The organism is Neobacillus niacini (assembly GCF_030817695.1).
GTDB lineage: Bacteria > Bacillota > Bacilli > Bacillales > Cytobacillaceae > Neobacillus > Neobacillus niacini_F.
The window spans coordinates 2,403,142-2,423,898 of sequence record NZ_JAUSZQ010000002.1 but is presented as its reverse complement, the minus strand read 5'-3'; the positions used below and the strand labels follow the sequence as shown (position 1 = coordinate 2,423,898).

The window sequence follows — 20,757 nt, the reverse complement described above, 5'->3', positions numbered from 1 at the left end:
TTAAAATAAAATCAATGAGCCTACAGTCTATATTGTAGGCTCTTTCATTTTAGTTAACTGCTGAAGTAATATTCCATACGAAGGGATCACTCATTTTATTCCAATCTTGTATCATCTCTTCTTCTGTCAATAAACAGCGATCTAAAGAAGATTTCACCACATCTTTATCCATGTGGATTCCAATCACAACGATTTCATTTTTCCGATCTCCAAACTTTTCATCCCAATCTTTTTTTACTGTCGGGTCTTCTTCAAAATATTGGGCTTGTTGCTCTGGGGACAAGGAGGCAATCCAATAAGCTACCGGGTCTAATTGCACCGATGGACCTGCTTGCGAAAATAATAAAGCTACGTCATTCCTGGTTGCGCACCATACGATTCCTTTTGCCCTCACAATTTCTTCTGGCATTTCTTCCACCCAGCGATTGAACCTTTCAGAATGAAATGGAACAGAACTTCTATAAACGAAGGAGCTGATTCCATACTCTTCCGTTTCCGGAGTATGCTCGGGCGCTTCCAATTCTTTAACCCAACCGGCAGATTCGCTTGCGGCGTCGAAATTAAACAAACCTGTATTTAAAATCTCTGATGGGTGAATATTCCCCTTTATGGAACGATGAAACTTCGCTGTAGGCTGTAACTTTCTTAAAAAAACCTCCAGTTGAATTAATTGTTCCTCTTCAAGCAAATCGCATTTATTAAGGATTAAGACATCACAAAACTCAATTTGGTCTATTAATAAGTCCGCAACACTTCTTTCATCCTCTTCACCTGCAGCCTGGTTTCTTTCCAGAAGGAGATCTCCAGAGGCAAAGTCATGCCAAAACCTGTTTGCATCAACAACTGTAACCATTGTATCGAGTTTACAATGCTTTGTAAGATCAATCCCCAGCTCTTCATCTATGTAAGAAAAGGTTTGTGCAACGGGTACTGGTTCACTTATACCTGTTGATTCAATCACAATATAATCTATATTTCCAATCTCGATTAGTCGTTCCACTTCTTTTAAAAGGTCTTCTCTTAATGTACAGCATATACATCCATTTGATAGTTCCACAAGCTTTTCTTCCGTTCTGTTTAACCCCCCTCCCTGTTTTACCAATTCTGCATCCACATTAATTTCACTCATATCATTCACAATAACGGCAACCCTTAATCCATCTCGGTTCTGAAGAATATGGTTTAGTAAAGTGGTCTTCCCTGCTCCTAAATACCCACTTAAAACAGTTACCGGAATTTTTGTATCTTTCATAATCATTCTCCCTTCTTTTTTACAAACAATAATCATTACGATTTAAACCTTATACATATTTTTATTAATTTGAAATGACTCAGGTAGTAAAGGACATTTTACTGCACTATTTTCTTACTTGGTTTCTCTGTGTATCGTATAGCGTTTCAACCGAGGAGAATATTTCTTTAGTTCAAGTCTATCCGGATTATTCCGCTTGTTCTTTGTTGTAATGTAATTTCTGTCGCCAGTTTCTGTACATTGTAAAGTTATTTTCACACGCATTTTACTTTCCTCCTAATTTTTAATATTTAAATCAAAATGATTACGATTTGCACTTTATCCCAATCTCGTTTTAATGTCAAGTGATAGAACGTTAATTTCCTACTTTAAAAAAAATAAACCGAAATGATTCCTAAATTCATTTACAAATGCATAGTTTTATTTTAGAATGTAAAACGTAACAATTTCGTTTTATTACATTTTATAAAAATTTAACTATATTAAAGGAGTAATTTATGAAAATATCTACACTTATATCTACCTCTGTTCTAACTTTAAGCCTTTTGTTAGCAGGTTGTGGATCTAAAGAAGTTGCAACAACTGGAGAAAAGAAAGAAAAAAACTCTTTAACCGTCTACACCACCATTTATCCGCTTGAAGATTTCACTAAAAAAATTGGCGGAAGTTACGTCGAAGTAAAAAGTATTTATCCTCCAAATGTAGATGCACATTCCTTTGAACCTTCTACGAAAGACATGGTTGCACTTGCCAATTCGGATTTATTTATCTATACAGGAGTTGGAATTGAAGGGTTTGCAGAAGAAGCTGCTGAAGCCTTGAAAAAGGAAAATGTTAAAATTCTTCAAGCAGCGGATGGTATTGAACTCATTGAATCCACTCAATCTGAAGAGGAACACCATGAGGAGGAAAGTACACATACGGAGGAACATGCTGACGAAGGTGAAACCGAAGAGCCTGCGCATACGGAAGAAGAACATGAACATGGAGACGTGGATCCTCATGTATGGTTAGACCCCTTACTTTCTATTAGCCTAGCAGAAAACATTAAAAATTCTTTGAGTGAGTTAATGCCTGAACATGCATCAGAATTTGAAGCAAATTTCAATCAAGTAAAAAGTGATCTTGAAAAACTAGATCAAGAATTTAAGCAAACCGTCGATGGCTCGAAAACGAAACATATATTAGTTGCTCACTCTGCTTATGGCTATTGGGAAAAGCGGTATGGCATAATAGAAATACCTATTTCAGGCTTATCACCAACACAGGAGCCTTCCCAAAAAGAATTGCAGGAAATCATTACTGAGTCCACAGAACACAACATCCGGTATGTTATTTTTGAGCAGAATGTATCTCCAAAGGTAGCAGAAATCATCCAAAAGGAAATTGGAGCAGAATCTCTTACACTTCATAATCTGGAGGCTTTAACAGAGGAAGATATCAAGCAAAAAGAAGATTATTTCAGCATTATGAGACAAAACTTAACAACCATCAAGACTGCATTGAACGATTAACAACAAACAAATCAACTACACCTTTGTCCTCTTACATCCCTGCCTACTTTCTTACGGCAGGGATTTTCTATTAAAACAATTATTTATTTTACTCATACTCTATTAACTGCGAAATATATTTAAGTAGAAACTAATGACTGTATATAATCGGGAGGTAACCATGATTCGCATTCTTCGAAGTAATATTATCGATATTACAGGTTTTTTCATGATTGCACTTGCTCTATTACTTCTTTCTTTCAGTACCCAATTTAAACTTCCATTGACTCTTCCATCGTCCCTATTAAATCTAAACACCATATTTCTCAGTATTTTAATAGAAGCCCTTCCTTTTGTTTTAATAGGGGTTCTCATTGCAGGTTTTATTCAAATCTTTGTTACCGAGGATCATATCCAAAGATGGATTCCTAAAAACAAAGTAATGGCTGTCATTGTAAGTTGTATCGTTGGGGCGCTTTTTCCTGCCTGTGAATGTGGAATCGTACCAATCGTACGCAGGCTTATCGGGAAAGGAGTCCCGATTCATGCAGCAATTGGCTTTATGTTAACAGGTCCCCTTATCAACCCGGTTGTCATTGCCTCTACATACATGGCATTTGGAAACAGTGTGAAAATGGCTGGATTGCGAATGGGTTTAGGATTTCTTATCGCCCTTTTAGTGGCTTTTGCCGTAAGCAGGCTATTTAAAGGAAACCAACTAAAAGCACCTATAACATTACACTCCTCCCTTACACAAACGAAACAATCCTTTACCAACCGTTTTTGGTCCATGTTGACACATTCAATTGATGAATTTTTTGATATGGGAAAATATCTGGTAATAGGAGCATTCATTGCTGCTTCTGTACAAACCTATATGCCGGCTAAAGCATTATTAGAAACTGGAAATGGTCCCGCATCCTCGTTACTTGTCATGATGGGGCTGGCTTATATTTTATCCCTTTGTTCTGAGGCAGATGCCTTTATAGGTGCTTCCTTCAGCAGCATATTTCCTTACACCTCCATCCTTGGCTTTTTAATTTTCGGACCAATGATGGACTTAAAAAATACGATTATGATGCTCAGCGTATTTCGAATGAGATTTGTTATGATTGTGTTGGCATTAATCATTTCCATGGTCTTTTTCACATTATTGCTGGTACAGAACTTTATTTAAGGAGGAAAAGGCATGCGATTGCATTTTCAGCAGGCGTTTAGAGCATTTATTTTACTAGCATTTTCAACCCTGCTCTTTAAGCTGCATCATACCGGGGATATTACCAAGTTTATTAATCCAAAATATGAAGGATTAAGCCAAACTGCGTCCATCATTTTTTTGATTTTATTTTTTATCCAAGTTACAAGAGTATGGTCAACTCAGAAAAAAAGCCACCATGATTGTCATCACGATGACCATCCTTGTCACCACGATCATGGGGACACTCCTTTAAATACAAAAAAAATAATCGCTTATTTCGTCATCATTTTCCCGTTGGTAACCGGATTTTTCCTTTCTCCCAAGGTGTTAGACGCATCTATAGCGGATAAAAAAGGGGCCATGCTGATGTTGTCTAACCAAAAACAAAAAAACATGATAGGCAGTGAAACGTCTCCACAAAAGGACGAAAAAAATGATGGCTCTACAGATCCTATTAATTTAGAAAATGAAAAGATTATATCGGAGGAAGAATATAATGAGCTGGTTAAACAGTTAGAACTAAAAAACACAATTGAGATGAACGATTACGTTTATGCCGCTTTTTACGATGAGATCGGAATGGATGTTAGTAAATATAAAGGGAAACAAATCAAATTAAAAGGATTTGTATATAAAGATAAGGAATTATCCCAAAACCAGCTTTTGCTTTCCAGGTTTTTAATCACCCATTGTGTTGCGGATGCCAGCATAATTGGATTCCTTACTGAATTTACTGAGGCTCCATCCCTTGATAATGATACATGGATTGAAGCAGAAGGTGTGTTAGATGTCACCACCTACAACGGGACTGAACTTCCACTTATAAAAATTACAAACTGGAAGAAAATCAATGAACCTGAAACACCATATCTTTATCCAATTAGTATAAAAATCATGTAAGAAATAAACATAGAAGCTCACAAAGTACATTTTAGCTTTTCTTGAAAATGATAGTCTGCAAAATGATAGAAAGTGCCACAGTACCATCCACAAAATTAGATGGTGCTGTAGCATTTTCTCTGCTGTTAGGTTATCAGCACTAGTCATATTGCATAATGGGTGCCACTTTTAGTGGTAACAAAAAAAAAACTCACTATTTCATTTAAAAGTCTATTGTGTTAGATTATAAATCCGCTATATACCATTCCAATATTTATTACGATATGAAAAACAATACTCGGATAGATACTGTTTGTCTTAAGTGTGATTAAGGCATAAATTACCCCGGCAACAGAAATTAACAAACTTAGAAAAATACTAAAACCAATTGAGAGATGAAGAAGTCCAAAACCAACACTTGTAACAATAACAGCATACCCTGTTGATGTGTGTTCCTTAAGAGCAGAAAGCAATATCCCTCTCCAAATAACTTCCTCAAAAACCGCATTAATAAATGAAAAAAATAAACAAAACAATAATAGTGTTTGAATATACTCTATATCCTTTTGAACAATAAAAAACACATATATTATGACATTAACGATTATTCCAATCAACCAAAACCAAAATGTATTAACTTTATGAAACGGTAAGACGATAGGATTTTTCCAATCAGGTTTGTTATTGTGCCAAGTAACCTTTTTATTAAATAAGAGATGGTTAAAAACGATTCCAATAATGATAAAAACAAGAAAAAGACGATTAAGAATGATTTTTATTTCTTTTGAGATGTTCATCGTTCCAACGAAATCATTAGAAACCATAAATATCACAAGACCGATCAGAAACGATAACAGTAGTGATAGAACGAATCGTTTTGCTTTATTAACAAGTAATAACAAAATCACTAATCCCGTAAATACAAATAAGCAGAAACCTTCTTGTTGGTAGGAAATAGAAGTAACCCCTAGAAAAAATAAAGCCGCAATAATAATTAACAACAAAAAAATGCCCCATTTCCATGTTACTCTTACACATTATCTTTATTAATTTCTCCCAATAAAAGAGGAAATCCTTCTTCAACTAACCTCCCAATGCGTAAAAAAGCGACTGCTCATATTAAACAATCGCACCCGTTAGCCACCCATCCAGCAGAGCTGCACCACAAAGAATGAAAATGGATAGGACCTGTCAATACTGATACTGACCTTAATCCAGTCACGCCCTCCCGTTTTTTTGACGATCGGGCAGGGGCTTCTTAAGTATTGCCTTTTTTCAATTCTAGGGAAACTTATTTTCATGGTAGTTTAAGTACATTACTTCACAACCAAAAGTTTATTTTTATGGTAATTAAAAGATATATTCGAGTTCGGGGACTGTTTTTGTCACTTTAAGTCTAATTTTCTATTAATATTTTGCCAAGCACCATTCCTTAGTTTCTTGGTCGGCAAAGGATGCTTCTACACTATTTAAATAAATTTGCCGGTAATCTTCTTCGCTTAGATTAAATTCTTTGTTAACTAGATGGATTTCTTTTGCCATTGTAGTATCAGATACTGTTCTGTTATCCGTATTAATTGTCACTTTTATTCCATCTTTATGAAACTTATAAATCGGATGTTCAGAATAATGATGAACAGCTTTCGTTTGGACATTACTTGTTGGACACATTTCAAGCACTACCTGTCTTTCTTTCACGATCTTATAAGCCTCAGCACATTCTTTAATAAATACTCCATGTCCTATTCTTTCAGCACCCAACAGTTCAACAGCTTCTAGAACGTTGTTACCAATTCCCGTTTCACCGGCATGAATAGTGACTCTGTAGCCATATTCTTTGGCTAATGCGATTGGATCTACGAATCTTTCACAAAAACCTTCTTCTTCTGATGCACATAGGTCAATTGCCACTACACCTTTTCCAAGGAACTTTTTCCCCTTTTCAACCACCTCAAATGCGCTTTCTACAGACATCGTCCTCATGCAAGATAAGATTATATTTCCTTTTATTTCGTAACAGCTTTCAGCTTCCCTCATCCCCTCTATAACAGATTGAATAACTTCTTCAACACCAAGACCTTTTAATGTGTGAAGTAACGGGGCAAATCTGACTTCCAAATATTTTACATTTTCCCTTGTTGCATTCTCAAATAGCTCAAAAGTAATTCTTCTTAAGTTCTCTTTGGACTGCATGACCAAATTAGGAAGAGAAAATCTTTTTAAATACTCATCAAGGGATTCACATTCTAACGGAGCAATCAGTTCCTTTTGCAGTTCATCCTTATCAAAAGAGGGTAACTGAATGCCTTCCTTCTGGGCAATATCGATAATAGTTTCAATCCTAAGGCTTCCATCCAAATGACAGTGAAGTTCAATTTTTGGCAATGCTAAAAAGTTCATTTTTTGACCTCCTGAAATAAATTTTTAGATTAAAATACAGAAAAAAAAATTCCTGACTACGAAGAAAATACAAATCTTGTACTTTCTTCGTAATCAGGAATTTCGGTTCCTGGTAGAGACCTCCAAACCATATTATTGGAGTTATACGAAATTTTATTGAATTCATTAACGTTTTTTAAAGGATAATAAAAAAAGTTTAGATTGTCAACATGGTGCCTAACACCGATAAATCATTTTGTTTATTGTAAAAGCATATTCTACAATAAAAATTATTATTTTCCTTTTTCAACAAACCTGCCCCTATACTTCAATAAGAACGTGCTAGAATCCTTATTGACATCTCTTCATTTAGTTTCTGTAGTGCTTATCAAAGAAAAATGGCTAAAGTAAAGCTTTTCATGTATAAGATTTAACTAACAGACTAATAGTTTATCCTTGTAGAGACGTGCACTTTATTTGGAGAGGCGGGCATGATAGCCTGTTTTGGCTGAGCCAGAATCTTTGATACACCTGGCTTCATGGCTTATAATCATGCCCGCAGAGGCTCCAAGTAAAGTGAAAAATTGCCTGAACTTACTTCCAGTAGAAGGTTCGACAATATTTGAAAATAACTTTAAAATGACTTATTCACTTAATAAAGCACTACACTACGTTTAAGTGCATGCCTTCACAATCTCTTATATATATATCAAATAAAAGGACGGAACCATTGTGATCCCGACCTAAACATGCTTTAAAACTCTTTCTTCCATTCCACAAATGAAGGTATTCGGAGGAACCCGGTTTTTGTTAGGTTCCTATACTTAACCCGGCATTTTACCGGCTCAATAAAGATGAATTTATCATCCTCAGAAACAACTTGCTGCAGCTTGTATAGTTCCTTCCGTTCAGCTTGTGGCATGAACTCCATTATTCCAGCTGGTTTCCCATCTAGAAAGCTCAGTAGCAGCCCAAATTCGCCTTTTCTAAGCCCTGTAATCATTACATCTTCATATTGATAATTAATGACCTTTAGCCACGCCTGGCTGCGTTTACCGACCTCGTATCGAGAGTCTTTGCGCTTTAGCACGATTCCCTCTAATCCTTGCGCTCGTACTAAATCAAAGTATGCTGCGCCATGACCTTCTATATATTTAACTTTCGTAACTAGACTAGTATCCTGGGTGATAATTTCATCTAGCAGCTGTTTTCTCTCTATTAACGGCAGCTTGGTAACAGACTTACCTTTATATTGTATAACGTCGAAAACGACATAACTTAGAGTCCTGTTTTCGAGGAAGGAGCGCCTTGATTGGAACCGGCTCATCATAGCTTCAAAGTCCGGTTTTCCGGCTGGATCAGTGACAATAATCTCGCCATCTATTACAGTTCCGTCCGGAATATCTATTGTTAAAAGTTCCGGAAACTTAGCAGTAACCTCATTGTTATGACGGGTATATAGCTGCACCCTATTATCGAACTTAGAAAGTATCAGCCTAATGCCATCTAGCTTTAATTCTGTAATGTATGATTCATCATCAAAAGGCTGTTCTGACCTTTGTAACAGCATTGGTGAAACAAACACATAAACCACCTCATCATAATTGTAAGGCACAGCTATGAATCAATCATTGGTATTTTATTGTCATTTATGGAATATACCGCTATATACGTCTGGCCAGAAATTAAAAAAGACCATCATTATGATGGTCACTCGTATTGAACTAACGCATGCTTATCTACAGTATGTTTTTCTACCGTATTTAACGTATGTAATGATACAAAAACGACCAGATTTCTATCTTTGTGGAAACATTATATACAGTTATTTTTTATAGTATTCAACGTATTCAAAGGTATGGGGAAATGGACTTGGGTAACTGGAGAAACAAACAACCTTGAAGTTTAGTGTGGAAGTGGGCTTGTTCCATACTAAACTTCAAGGACAGTAAGCGTAAGCGCGGTAGGTGTGATAGATATGCTCGTTGCCTGATGGAAAAAATGATACAGCCTTTTCAGTATCAATTGTACCCACAGGGGGGTTCAAGTCATGCTCTTAAAACGTGTATCTATGACTACATGTATTCGACGATAAAAGGTGCATTCTTTCAACGTTTTTGAGCTAATACTGTAGATAAGAAGGCGTTAGTTGCATAAGTAAGAGGTTTGAAAAAATAGCCTGTATATATTGGAACGATGAATAACTTACCTATTTTCTTGTGTTTGTTTGCACCATATACAGAAAATTAGGAAAAATGTAATCAAAAACGTAACTAAGTTTATAAATTCATCAAAAAATACGTTAGAAACATTGATATATCAACAATTTAATAGATTTCGGTTTATTTAATTGAGGTATATTTTTCCAATTATTTTAAATTATTCTATATTAGTTCTTACGATGAATACAATGTTTCTTAACTATCGCAATTGAAAAAAGAACTTCGAATAAGAAAAACATAGGGAGATTTTAGTCTTCCTATGTTTTCATTCATATTATTTATCTGTTTGTTTTTGCTTCTTTTTCAAATACTCCGCACGCATTTTTTCAAGTTGCTGCTTTTTATCAAATTTGGCAGGCGTCTGTTTTTCATGAAACTTCGTCACAGCTACCTGACCTTTGTAATCCAATTGATATTTTCCCACTTTGTTCACCTACTTTTCTTGTCTTTAAAGAGAATCTATTCAACAAAACATATTTAAGTTCGCATTATCACCCCTTTCATCTATTAACTTAAACAAAAGGGGACATTTTCTTGCACATTAAGAAGCACCCTAACTAGGTGCTTCTTAACCTGCATACAATAACTTATTATTTTAAATAATAGTGAATTCCATTTCTTTCAATGTGCTTTGTTCCTTCAAAAACGAAAGAATCTCTGCCGTTGCTTGATTCCCAATCTACCTGAAAAGCTAATGGCTCTCCAATACCATTAATTTGATTAATGATATAATAAATCTGTTCTCCATTTGGACCCACTGTTTGTCCGGGATTTTGTCCTTGCATTCTTCTGTCAAAATAAACATTTTGCATTGGATTCGTATCCAATCATATTCAAGAATACCTTATTGTACATAATTACTTAGTTTACCGATCTGCTCAATCTCAACAACTACGAGATCGCCATAATTTATTGGACAACTGCCAGAAGGTGAGCCTGTTGCCAAAACATCACCAGGTTCTAGTGTCATGACTTGCGAAATCCAACTTATAAGAAACGGTATGCTAAGGGTCATTTGATTCGTATTACCGTCCTGAACAACTTTCCCATTTAAGGTTGTAACGATTCTCAAATTTGAAGGATCTATACCGGTAACAATCCACGGACCAATTGGTCCAAAAGTATCAAACCCTTTTCCCCTTGTAAACTGAGGATCGTTTTTTGTAAGATCTCTTGCTGTCACATCATTAAATATTGTGCAACCAAAAACATAATCCAGCGCAGCTGCTTCTTTTATATTTTTACCGCGTTTCCCAATTACGATGGCTAGTTCACCTTCTAATTCCACTTGATTGGTTAAATCATTCGGAGGAAGAATGATTTTTCCCTTGTCTGGAATGAGCGAAGATAGCGGTTTTAAAAACAAAAACGGTTCTTTTAAATTGGCCTTGCCGCCAGTTTCCTTCGCATGGTCTGCATAAGTCCAGCCGAAATTAATCACTTTAGACGGTTCTACAGGCTCCAAAATTTTAATCTCATCATATTTAACCTTTACGCCGTCATACTGTATTTCCTTGTTGACCAATTCAGCAAAACTGCTCGAAAGTTGTAATATATCCTCACCCTCAACAATACCATAATATTCGTTTCCATTTTGGTCCCGATAGCGAACTATTTTTTGTGTTTTTGTTTTTTGTAGTACCAGCATTAGTAATCAACTCCAAATTACAAATAATCGGAAAATAAGGGCCGCAAATTCATGCTGACCCCTTCTATCTTACCTAAACCGCAGTATCACCATGAATGACGTAAGTCTTATTCTTTTCATTATCAAATTGGCCTTCCCATTTCGTAATTACCACAGTTGCTAAAGCGTTTCCAAAAACATTAAGAGCAGCTCTTCCCATATTTAAAAGAAAGTCAACTCCGGCGATAAAAGCCAAACCTTCAAGTGGAAGCCCTGCAGCTGCTAAAGAGGAAAGGAGTACTACTAATGCTCCGCCGGCAACTCCGGAAATCCCTTTGGAAGTAATTGCAAGAATTAATACTAACGTGATTTGTGCACCTAGTGACATGTCGATTCCGTAAAGCTGGGCAATAAACAGGGAACTAATAGCTAAATAGATACAAGATCCATCCGTATTAAAGGAGTATCCAATAGGAACAACAAAGGAAACGATTGGTTTAGGGCACCCATATTTCTCTAACTTACTCATTACTTGTGGCAGAGCAGATTCGGAACTTGATGTAGTAAAAACAAGAAGTAATTCATCCTTTAAGAATTTGATAAATTCGATAAAATTGATTTTAAATAATTTGGCTATTAATCCAAGGCAGACAATGGCAAAGAGTAAGTATGCCCCATAAGCCGTAATAATTAATTTCCCTAATGGAATCAAAGAGGCTGCACCAAACTTTGAAATCGTTACACCAATTAGTCCAAAAACTCCGAATGGTGCAACTTTAAGTACATAAGAAACCATATGGAACATAGCATTGGAAAAGGCTTGGAAAAAATTCAGCAAAGGCTGCCCCTTTTCTCCCATTGCAGCGATACTTAGACCTAATAAAACAGCGAAGAAAATAACTGGTAAAAGATCGCCTTTGGCCATTGAGTCAACTACATTTGGCGGAACAATATTGGTGATAAATTCCAATTTACTTACTTGTTCCTGTTCAGCTGCCGTGTATTTGGATACGTCCCCTTTCGATAGCTCATTCATATCTACCCCTGCACCAGGCTGGAAAGTGTTTGCGAAAAGAATTCCAATCACAATGGCTATCGTTGTAGCTATTTCAAAATACAGAATGGTTCTAAACCCTAATTTCCCAAGCTTCTTGGCACTGCCTAATCCAGCAATACCAACCACAATGCTTGTAAAAACAATTGGAACTACAACCATTTTAATTAAACGTAAAAAGATATCACCTAACGGTTTTAGGTAGGCCTCGACTCCAGGATGTTGGAAAAATATTAACCCAATGATGACACCAGATACCAAACCAAGTAGAATCTGGATAGGCAGTCCTATTTTTTTCTTCTTCAATACTAACATCCCCCTATTTGTTTTGTTCTTTAAACATACTCCCGAATGGAGTCTCTCTTCTCAAGCACATGAAGAGAATTGTATCTTGGATCTAAGGAGTTAACGTAGTCATTTTCTCATCGTTGGAAGAAACATCCCGAGACTCCCCACCTCTTGCGAGGCTAAGCAGGGGAGTCTAAGGGTTTCCTATTATGTTATACTGTTCGATACTTAGCGATTTCCTGTTCATAAAGGTCATTTCCATGTGCATCATAGACAACTAAAACAGGGAAATCCTTAACAATAAGCTCACGGACTGCCTCCGGCCCCAGATCTTCATAAGCGACTACCTCGGCGGATTGTATCTTATCGCTCAAAAGAGCAGATAACCCACCAATAGCGGAAAAGCAAATCGCTTGATTATTTTTAGATGCGTCTTTAATGTATGGACTGCGAGGTCCTTTTCCAATTACACCCTTAACCCCATATTCAAACATAGCTGGCGTATAGGGGTCCATACGGGAGGCTGTAGTGGGAGCAATAGACCCAATAACCTGTCCAGGCTTAGGTGGTGTTGGTCCCGCATAAAAGATGATGTGGTTTCGTAAATCAATTGGCAGTTCTTGATTATTTTCAAACCGCTCTAGAAAACGCTTATGTGCAGCGTCCCTCGCTACATAAATAACTCCATTTAAAAAAACTTCATCACCAGCATGTAAATTTAATACATCTTCATTCGTTAGTGGTGTGTTTATATATACTTTAGCCATTATTTAGCACCTTCCTTTCTGAAATTAAATGATGCAGGATTTTTTCCGCGCTGCATGACACTGAATATTTACTGCCACTGGCAGAGCTGTGATATGACACCCGTATGTTTCAACAGCCGTCCATAAGGAGGTACTTGTTCCACCCAGACCCTGTGGACCAATACCCGTCTTGTTAATTTCCACAAGCAGTTCTTTCTCTAATTGTGCAATATGTGGTTCAGGATGGTGCTTCCCAATATCACGTAGAACCGCCTTCTTAGCTATTTCTGTTACTTTGTCAAAGCTTCCTCCGATTCCAACACCAACCACAATTGGCGGACAAGCTCTTCCACCTGCTGCTATGATCGTATCCAGCACAAATTTCTTTACCCCTTCTACTCCCTCTCCTGGAAGTAGAAATTTCATGGCGCTCATATTTTCACTTCCGCCACCTTTTGGCAAAACCGTTAATTTAATTTGGTTTCCTGGTACGAGCTTGGTATGTATTACACCAGGTGTATTATCGTTTGTGTTTTTTCTGAGCAACGGATCTCCGACAATGGAGTTGCGCAAATAGCCTTCTTTATAGCCTTTGCGAATTCCTTCGTGGATTGCCTCTTCAAAATCCCCTCCATCAATATATACATCCTGTCCTACCTCAGCAAAAACAACGGTTAGTCCTGTATCATGGCAGTACGGACGATCTTCTGTTGCGGCCAATTGAGCGTTTTCAATGAGTTGGTCAATAATGGACCTTCCTAACGGTGACTGCTCGGTTTCTCTCGCTTTACGAAATCCTTCTACAATGTCTTCTGGCAAGTTGTAACATGCTTCCCAGCACAGTGTTGCCACTGTATCGCGAATTTGGTCAACGGAAATCTTTCTTACTGTGTTATAAATTTGTTCAACGGAAACTTCACTCATACTTTCTCCACCTCTATACTTTTTTGTCTTTCATACTCTTAAAATGCAATATCCGTGCCAACATGGAACAGGTAAGACAAAAATATAGAAAAAAAGGGGGGATTTCTGTCAAATTCCTATTAAAAAAGCAGTCTAATCCAACATTTAAGAGAGTTTTTCACCACCAAAAAATTTTTTTGGCCCCACTGCTAAAACGAACATAAACTTTCCTTAATATATTAAAAGGAGGGATCATCCCTCCTAAAATTTTTATGTTAGTTCAAATTTGAAATTTTTAATTCCAAATTTGAACTGTATTTTTTTCCATGATTGATTTTACTAATAATATAGATTTAGCATAGACGTTCTTTTAAACTACAAAAAAAGAATCTCACTTACCTTTGATATGAGTTATTTTTCGTTTTCGAAATTCAACTTTCTCCATAATGTAGTTTTACTAATATTGTAGGTTTGACATAAACGCTCTTTGTCTCCGTTGAATACATCTAACAGCTTTCTCCAGATTGCCGTTTCCATTTCTCTAAAGTCATTTGAAAGCTCTACCTCAAGTTTGTTCCCTGTTCTCTTCCTTCTACTTACAAATTCAATTAGTTGTGATACATGGTTTTGCGTAATATTTCCTTCTGGTGTGCAAATAACCAACCGATGAATGGCATTTTGAAGCTCTCTAGCATTCCCCGGCCATTTATGGTCCAATAACGGAAGGAAAACGTCTGTATTTTCCCAAAATAAGGTTCGTTTTTCCCGCAGCATTTCTACCTTCAAAAAAGAAATCGCCATAGGTATAATATCTTCTTTTCTATAACGTAAAGGAATTAAATCTAATTCCAATGTACATAGCCTATAATATAAATCTTCACGGAACTTTCCATCCTGAGACAAATCATATAACGATTTATTGGTTGCACATATGATCCGAACATCAATAGGAATGACCCGGTCTCCACCAATTCGCCTTACTTCTTTCTCCTGTAAAACACGCAGCAATTTCACTTGAAAGTGGGGAGATATTTCTCCAATTTCATCCAAGAAAAGTGACCCACCGTGTGCTAATTCAAACAAACCAGACCTTCCTCCCTTGAGAGCACCAGTAAAGGACCCCTCCACATACCCAAACAATTCGCTTTCTAGTAAATTCTCATTAAGTGCAGCACAATTGACGGAAACAAATGGACCTTTTTGTCTTCCACTCGCATTATGAATACTTTGTGCAAATAATTCTTTCCCTGTTCCACTCTCCCCATAAATCAATACCGTTCCTTCGGATTTGGCATATAATCTAGCTTCCGAGACCACTTGCTTCATTCTGCTATTGGTGGTCACAAAGTCGTCAAATGTACTTTTCGCAAATAAGCCGCGATCATTTAACCGTTTTCGAATATTGAGCTCCAGATTTTGGATTCTGCTAATCTCCTGGTATATTCCGACAGACCCATGGAAGACGGAATCAACATAGATCGGTATTTGGTTAACTACGATCTTTTTTCCGTTCCCTACAGTATGCAGCAAATTACGTTCTTCCTTTTTTTCTTCAAATAATTTAAGTAAATGTGAATCCTTAAAACAATCAGAATATTTTTTACCCACAATGTCTTCATAAGGGAAATCGAATATTCTTTTTGCAGAATCATTATATACCTGGATGATGCCGTTCGGATCAATAGTGAGGACTGCGTCATTAATTACATTAAGAATGGACTGCATCTCCTTAATCTTTGCTCTTTCTCTTGTCTGTGCCCGAAGAACATTTGTCGCTGTTTCCAATGCCATGAGCAAGGATTCTTCACCTGATTTGAGCAAATGACCATGAACTCCATGCTGAAGAGCTATATTTGTAGAAACCCGATCTCCAATAATGGCTTCTACTTTTTCAAGCTGAATTAACCTTTTCACGTTATTTGCAATTTGTCCCTCAACACCTGTTGCAAATATCAATTGTAATTGATCAGACAATTCCAAGCTGTGATTTATATTAGATAATATGTTAGCAGGAGTAATAATCGCAATTTTTTTATACCCACATTTGGCAACATCACTAATAGACTGTAAAATATCAGCCGTTGTAACGGGTACTTCAACAATCGGGAGATCTAATGAATCTCTAAGGGACTTTGCAGTACCCCCTCTTGAAATAATAACTCGTGTTGATGAATCGATTTGTTGTTTGTAAGATTTTTCGGAGTCACCTATAATAAGTGAAAATTTAATGTCTGTTTTTTCACGAAGCTGTATTGCATCTTTGGCAAGCTCCGGATACGGGGCAATAATTAAAATATCCTTCACTCTCATCACCTTCTGTCGAATGTTAAATTGTATACCCACACTTTACAGTGTTATCAACCTCTTTACAATTCCTATTGAACACCCAAAATAAATAGGTGTAAAATTATTTACCGATTATTTTAACAGACTTTTAAATAACCACAACAAATATTCATACGATTATTTGGTTTAATATACATTGATTACTGGGGGACGAATGAAGAATCCTGCCCCGTTAGCCATCCATGAAGCGCAAAAATCAGCGCTTCACCACAGAGAATGAAAATGGTCACGAACCGTCAATACTGATTCTACGGCTGGGAGAGGAAGGTCGCTTAACTATGGTGTGTTAGAGCCCATCCGTTAGTCTGACTCCACCGACCACGGTGCACCACTGACTGTCGCTCCCTTACGGGAAGCACACATGGTAGATTAATCCTATTCTGGTTGTTGCACCAGCCTCTAAATTAATGATCGCCGTAGAAAGGATGTTTTCAATGGATGTAGTCATTGAAAGAGCATGCGGTATGGATGTCCATAAGGACAATATTACTGCCTGTATTATGACACCTGATGGAAAGGAGATTCAAACGTTTTCTACTAAAACTGTATTTCTACTACAGTTGGTTGACTGGATTAAACAACATAATTGTACCCATGTCGCCATGGAGAGCACGAGTGTTTATTGGAAGCCTATTGTGAATTTACTAGAAGCTGAGGATATTGAGTTTTTAGTGGTGAATGCCCAACATATGAAGGCAGTTCCGGGGCGCAAGACAGATGTCAAGGATGCAGAATGGATTGCCAAACTTCTCCATGGACTACTTAAAGCTAGTTATATCCCTGATCGAAATCAACGTGAACTGCGTGAACTCGTTCGCTATCGTCGAAGTATTATCGAAGAGCGTGCCAGACAACATAATCGAATCCAAAAGGTGTTAGAAGGCGCGAACATTAAGTTAGGGTCTGTTGTTTCAGATGTGTTAGGTGTGTCAGCACGAGATATGCTTGATGCCATTGCCGATGGTGAAGAGGATCCTGAAAAACTAGCAAACTTCGCTCGACGGACTATGAAAAAGAAAAAAGAGGAACTCGAACTCGCCTTAAAAGGCTATATCAATTCACATCAACGCCTCATGTTAAAAACGATTTTAGGTCATATAGATTTTCTGACTGAGCAAATCGAGATGCTGGATCAGGAAGTTGCGGACAGAGTAAGCTCTCATCAAGAAGATGTAGCAAGATTGGATTCCATTCCTGGTATAGCGACCAGAATGGCTGAGCAAATCCTATCCGAAATTGGGACTGATGTATAGAACCAATTCCCCACTGCAGCTCATATGTGTTCTTGGACAGGCTTGGTTCCTGGGCAAAACGAAAGTGCGGGGAAAAGAAAATCAGCCAAGACTAAAAAAGGAAATAAGTATTTAAGATCGGCATTAACGGAAGCAGCTCATTCAGTAAGAGGATCCAAAAACTATCTCGGAGCACTGTATAGGCGTACAGCATCACGAAAAGGCAAGAAACGTGCTGGTATTGTGGTCGCCCACGCAATGTTACGTATCTCTTATTATCTCTTAACCCGAAAAGAAATGTATGTAGACTTAGGCGAAGACTACTTTGATAAGCAGAGACAACAATCTATCGTTCGGCATTCGCTAAGACGACTCGAAAGTTTAGGATACACCGTTACGTTAGAAGAACCTAAAGCATCTTAATCCAGTCACTTTCTAAACCATAGATCCATGAATCTGGCGCTCTCCCCTTTTTTAAAAAATGAATGAGCTGCATCCTCTTTAGTATTGCCTTTTTCTCTGAGTTACAGAAGTTTATTTTCATGGTAGTAAAAAAAGCGTCTCCACTTATTGTAGAAACGCACCCGTTAGTTCAAGAATTTCTATGTTCAATTTTATATATAATTGAAGACAATCAAGTAAATAAGTGTACAAATAATACTTAATGGAATAGCCCACAAGTAATTAACATAATGAATTCGCATCATTATAAACATATTAATGTTAAAAAAAATCGACCACCAAATACTCCACCCGTGATAATAAGTAATTCGCCCAAATTTCCAACCAATCCATTCGACTACACTATAAATAAATGTCCATTTTAAAATATGAACCATTTGTTTTTTCAAGGGGGTGGGATAGGTCGATAAAAAGATAAAAGTGGACAATGAAAAGGTTATTAAAACGTACAAAAGGTAAGTCGTAATATGATTTATAATATAGTCTTTTTGGATTTTCCATAAATGATAATTATTAAGAGCAAAAATTTTATATAAAAAATCGGCAGCAATAACGTAAATAATCGTCGGATAATAATGTTTGAAATTTTTCCAATCCCCCCAATACATAGCAGCCAAAATAGCCCATAATGCTATTGCTAAATGAATTTTTAATCACTCCCCTATCCGACATACATTATATATATTATTTAAATTTATTGGTTTTCTTATGCCTTATAATAAGGGAACACCTTCTTAAACTAAAGTGGCAGATATATACAGTATCAGCAATAAATCGTTGATGTGCTGCACCTTTTATCTTTGTTTACATGTATTTGTAGATAAGCGTTTACCTATTGACTTTGATCCTCAGTTACTCTTTGGGCACGATGATTTTAATCACTTTTTTTGAGTGCAAATTAGGAAACGACAATGAAGTTGATAATAAACAATCGTCACCGTAAGAGGCAGGACAGATCCTTCCTTACCGACCGTTCCAAAGGCATCCTTGACACTGAGCCTCCGGCGGATAATGATGTGGCAGCCCTAGCCGGCTTCCCCCTTGGGGCGCTCCCGATGGTCGCTTGGGGGCTGCCAGCCGGACAGCCTATCATATCCACCTTCTCAGTATCAAGAACCGCTAGCGCTTGCCTTTTCCACTGGATTGGTTGTTACCCCAGATAAATTCATTTAGCTAATTTGCCGACAGATAAATAGGTTTTCACCATTATGAGCTGTCCTTTATCGTTGTTTACGTTGAAAACTATAATTACTTACTGTAGATAATGCGTCTACAAAGATAGAAAAATGGCATTTTTGATATCTATACTTACGTTAAATACGGTGGAAAATCATACTGTATATATCTGCCAGTTAGTGCAAGAAGAAAAAAAGCGATCGCCGCAGCCATCCCAACAGAATTTAGAGGATCACTCCATCACTTTTTAACTTTTATTTTCTCATGTATAGTCTTCCAGTACATAGGGTCTTCTAAGCCTAGCCGCCAAATCCCGATTCCTCGTAAGTTATATTTTTCTACAAGATCTAGCTTAAACCGCAGACTATAGCTATTCTCAAACCATGCCTGGTGGCTATGTTGTTCTTTATCTATGTAATTGAAATAAGGTGTTTGCGAACGGGCGTCCCATATATCCTTAGCTTTATATTTAGTTTTCTGATCCATTAACTGTGCATAGGAGCTATACGAGGCTTTGTTTGTTGTTGTATCCCAGTCCCATCCATAACTAGCGATACCGAGTAAAATTTTTGATGAGGGTACTCCATGTTTCAAAGCATAACGAATCGTTGCTTCTGTCCAATTGATCGACGCTGTTGACCCAGGTGCTGTTCTTGGGTTGTGCTCATCATATGTCATAATCATTAACCGATCTGAATATTGACCAAGCTTTTCATAATCAAACCATGGTGACCAGGGATTAGCACGGGAATCACCTGTGTTTGCCGGGACTGAAACCGTAACTACTTTTCCATCACGATTTAGTGCATCAGACAAATTTTTTATCAGCAGACTAAAGGAATCTCGGTCAGTCAAATACAAATTTTCCATGTCAATATTAATACCGTCATATTTAAACTGATTTATTTCATTGCGTAAGTTCTGAATGAAAACATTGCGGTTTGCATCGTTATTGAGGACATTACTCGCTACCTGCTTGCCCTTCTCCACGGTTTCATAAAATAGATTATGTACAACCAGATATACCTTCAGGTGTTTTTTATGAGCACTCTGAATCACCTGCATTTTATGGTCTGCTGTAACGGAAGCTATAAGACTGCCTGGTCGTTTATCATCAAGCTTATACCAAAAGGGTGCAATAATGCTCAAATTGGCGAATTGCGAGTTCACTGTAGGTTGCGACCCTGGGTACGTTTCCCTCCTGCTCTGTGTAGAAACCTAAAACTTCACGAGGAGTTTTATTCTTATTGGATTCCTCTTTTCTTTGTAACTGACTACAGGATGACATTAATAATAATGCCATGCATACAGAAATGATGATGAATGACAGATAACATTTTTTCGCCATAATACACCTTCTTCTACTTTTTATATTTCTTAAGTTGTTAAGAAATGTTGTATCTCATTCACGAATTGCCTTCCCCCCATAAAAGGGTTTCAGGAAAAAGACCTGCACAAGTTTTAAGCATAGAAAAGTGCTCAGAGCGAAAGATCTCTAAG

General features: G+C 37.1%; 17 protein-coding genes, 1 pseudogene and 1 riboswitch. Of the genes and pseudogenes, 4 read left to right on the top strand and 14 right to left on the bottom strand.

What is annotated here, in order from left to right; genetic code table 11:
• Window positions 1-49: 49 nt before the first annotated feature.
• Window positions 50-1,252, bottom strand: a complete 1,203-nt coding sequence (locus QFZ28_RS12545; RefSeq protein ID WP_307194933.1) for a GTP-binding protein — start codon at window positions 1,250-1,252, stop codon at window positions 50-52.
• Window positions 1,253-1,366: 114 nt separating this feature from the next.
• On the bottom strand, window positions 1,367-1,516 hold the full coding sequence (gene rpmG, locus QFZ28_RS12540; protein WP_221831072.1) for a 50S ribosomal protein L33: 150 nt from the start codon (window positions 1,514-1,516) through the stop codon (window positions 1,367-1,369).
• A gap of 233 nt (window positions 1,517-1,749) precedes the next feature.
• Between rpmG and QFZ28_RS12535 the strand changes: the two genes are divergently transcribed.
• The 3 genes from QFZ28_RS12535 to QFZ28_RS12525 all read left to right on the top strand — a co-directional run bounded on the left by QFZ28_RS12535 (window position 1,750) and on the right by QFZ28_RS12525 (window position 4,843).
• A complete protein-coding gene (locus tag QFZ28_RS12535) occupies window positions 1,750-2,766 on the top strand; it encodes a metal ABC transporter solute-binding protein, Zn/Mn family (RefSeq protein WP_307194932.1) in 1,017 nt (338 codons plus the stop codon).
• A 160-nt stretch (window positions 2,767-2,926) separates the two neighbouring features.
• On the top strand, window positions 2,927-3,922 hold the full coding sequence (locus QFZ28_RS12530; protein WP_307194931.1) for a permease: 996 nt from the start codon (window positions 2,927-2,929) through the stop codon (window positions 3,920-3,922).
• A gap of 12 nt (window positions 3,923-3,934) precedes the next feature.
• The gene (locus QFZ28_RS12525; protein ID WP_307194930.1) at window positions 3,935-4,843 is read left to right on the top strand and encodes a TIGR03943 family putative permease subunit; all 909 of its coding nucleotides are present in this window, start codon (window positions 3,935-3,937) and stop codon (window positions 4,841-4,843) included.
• A gap of 218 nt (window positions 4,844-5,061) precedes the next feature.
• Here the strand turns inward: QFZ28_RS12525 and QFZ28_RS12520 are convergent, their stop codons facing one another.
• From QFZ28_RS12520 to QFZ28_RS12475, 10 genes are all read right to left on the bottom strand, one after another.
• Window positions 5,062-5,826 carry a CPBP family intramembrane glutamic endopeptidase gene (locus tag QFZ28_RS12520; protein WP_307194929.1) on the bottom strand — a complete coding sequence of 255 codons (765 nt, stop codon included), beginning with the start codon at window positions 5,824-5,826 and terminating at the stop codon, window positions 5,062-5,064.
• 403 nt (window positions 5,827-6,229) lie between these two features.
• Window positions 6,230-7,222, bottom strand: coding sequence for an adenosine deaminase (gene add / locus QFZ28_RS12515; protein ID WP_307194928.1), 993 nt, complete (start codon window positions 7,220-7,222; stop codon window positions 6,230-6,232).
• Window positions 7,223-7,292: 70 nt separating this feature from the next.
• Window positions 7,293-7,391, bottom strand: a riboswitch (purine riboswitch).
• 564 nt (window positions 7,392-7,955) lie between these two features.
• The gene (locus QFZ28_RS12510) at window positions 7,956-8,786 is read right to left on the bottom strand and encodes an ATP-dependent DNA ligase (RefSeq protein WP_307194927.1); all 831 of its coding nucleotides are present in this window, start codon (window positions 8,784-8,786) and stop codon (window positions 7,956-7,958) included.
• A gap of 911 nt (window positions 8,787-9,697) precedes the next feature.
• A complete protein-coding gene (locus tag QFZ28_RS12505) occupies window positions 9,698-9,847 on the bottom strand; it encodes a hypothetical protein (protein ID WP_095251033.1) in 150 nt (49 codons plus the stop codon).
• 166 nt (window positions 9,848-10,013) lie between these two features.
• Complete coding sequence (locus QFZ28_RS12500; protein ID WP_095251034.1) at window positions 10,014-10,235, bottom strand: hypothetical protein; 222 nt, start codon at window positions 10,233-10,235, stop codon at window positions 10,014-10,016.
• A gap of 32 nt (window positions 10,236-10,267) precedes the next feature.
• Window positions 10,268-11,071: a fumarylacetoacetate hydrolase family protein gene (locus QFZ28_RS12495; protein WP_307194926.1), complete on the bottom strand. Its 804-nt coding sequence runs from the start codon at window positions 11,069-11,071 to the stop codon at window positions 10,268-10,270.
• A gap of 73 nt (window positions 11,072-11,144) precedes the next feature.
• The gene (locus QFZ28_RS12490; RefSeq protein ID WP_307194925.1) at window positions 11,145-12,419 is read right to left on the bottom strand and encodes a cation:dicarboxylate symporter family transporter; all 1,275 of its coding nucleotides are present in this window, start codon (window positions 12,417-12,419) and stop codon (window positions 11,145-11,147) included.
• 185 nt (window positions 12,420-12,604) lie between these two features.
• Window positions 12,605-13,159 carry a FumA C-terminus/TtdB family hydratase beta subunit gene (locus QFZ28_RS12485; RefSeq protein ID WP_307194924.1) on the bottom strand — a complete coding sequence of 185 codons (555 nt, stop codon included), beginning with the start codon at window positions 13,157-13,159 and terminating at the stop codon, window positions 12,605-12,607.
• 24 nt (window positions 13,160-13,183) lie between these two features.
• A complete protein-coding gene (locus QFZ28_RS12480; RefSeq protein WP_307194923.1) occupies window positions 13,184-14,062 on the bottom strand; it encodes a fumarate hydratase in 879 nt (292 codons plus the stop codon).
• Between the two features lie 390 nt (window positions 14,063-14,452).
• Window positions 14,453-16,345, bottom strand: a complete 1,893-nt coding sequence (locus QFZ28_RS12475; protein WP_307194922.1) for a sigma 54-interacting transcriptional regulator — start codon at window positions 16,343-16,345, stop codon at window positions 14,453-14,455.
• Between the two features lie 476 nt (window positions 16,346-16,821).
• Here QFZ28_RS12475 and QFZ28_RS12470 point away from each other — a divergent pair.
• Window positions 16,822-18,042: pseudogene (locus QFZ28_RS12470) on the top strand (IS110 family transposase).
• A 191-nt stretch (window positions 18,043-18,233) separates the two neighbouring features.
• Here QFZ28_RS12470 and QFZ28_RS29750 read toward each other — a convergent pair.
• Both QFZ28_RS29750 and QFZ28_RS12465 read right to left on the bottom strand, forming a co-directional pair.
• On the bottom strand, window positions 18,234-18,689 hold the full coding sequence (locus QFZ28_RS29750) for a CBO0543 family protein (protein WP_373428131.1): 456 nt from the start codon (window positions 18,687-18,689) through the stop codon (window positions 18,234-18,236).
• An 808-nt stretch (window positions 18,690-19,497) separates the two neighbouring features.
• Window positions 19,498-20,427 carry a glycosyl hydrolase family 18 protein gene (locus tag QFZ28_RS12465; protein ID WP_307194921.1) on the bottom strand — a complete coding sequence of 310 codons (930 nt, stop codon included), beginning with the start codon at window positions 20,425-20,427 and terminating at the stop codon, window positions 19,498-19,500.
• Window positions 20,428-20,757 lie beyond the last annotated feature (330 nt).

Coding starts and splice junctions, on each gene's coding strand:
- QFZ28_RS12500 (WP_095251034.1), bottom strand. CDS start 10,235: ATGCAAAATGTTTATTTTGACAGAAGAATGCAAGGACAAAATCCCGGA.
- QFZ28_RS12525 (WP_307194930.1), top strand. CDS start 3,935: ATGCGATTGCATTTTCAGCAGGCGTTTAGAGCATTTATTTTACTAGCA.
- QFZ28_RS12480 (WP_307194923.1), bottom strand. CDS start 14,062: ATGAGTGAAGTTTCCGTTGAACAAATTTATAACACAGTAAGAAAGATT.
- rpmG (WP_221831072.1), bottom strand. CDS start 1,516: ATGCGTGTGAAAATAACTTTACAATGTACAGAAACTGGCGACAGAAAT.
- QFZ28_RS12485 (WP_307194924.1), bottom strand. CDS start 13,159: ATGGCTAAAGTATATATAAACACACCACTAACGAATGAAGATGTATTA.
- QFZ28_RS12535 (WP_307194932.1), top strand. CDS start 1,750: ATGAAAATATCTACACTTATATCTACCTCTGTTCTAACTTTAAGCCTT.
- QFZ28_RS29750 (WP_373428131.1), bottom strand. CDS start 18,689: ATGTATTGGGGGGATTGGAAAAATTTCAAACATTATTATCCGACGATT.
- QFZ28_RS12495 (WP_307194926.1), bottom strand. CDS start 11,071: ATGCTGGTACTACAAAAAACAAAAACACAAAAAATAGTTCGCTATCGG.
- QFZ28_RS12545 (WP_307194933.1), bottom strand. CDS start 1,252: ATGAAAGATACAAAAATTCCGGTAACTGTTTTAAGTGGGTATTTAGGA.
- QFZ28_RS12530 (WP_307194931.1), top strand. CDS start 2,927: ATGATTCGCATTCTTCGAAGTAATATTATCGATATTACAGGTTTTTTC.
- add (WP_307194928.1), bottom strand. CDS start 7,222: ATGAACTTTTTAGCATTGCCAAAAATTGAACTTCACTGTCATTTGGAT.
- QFZ28_RS12490 (WP_307194925.1), bottom strand. CDS start 12,419: ATGTTAGTATTGAAGAAGAAAAAAATAGGACTGCCTATCCAGATTCTA.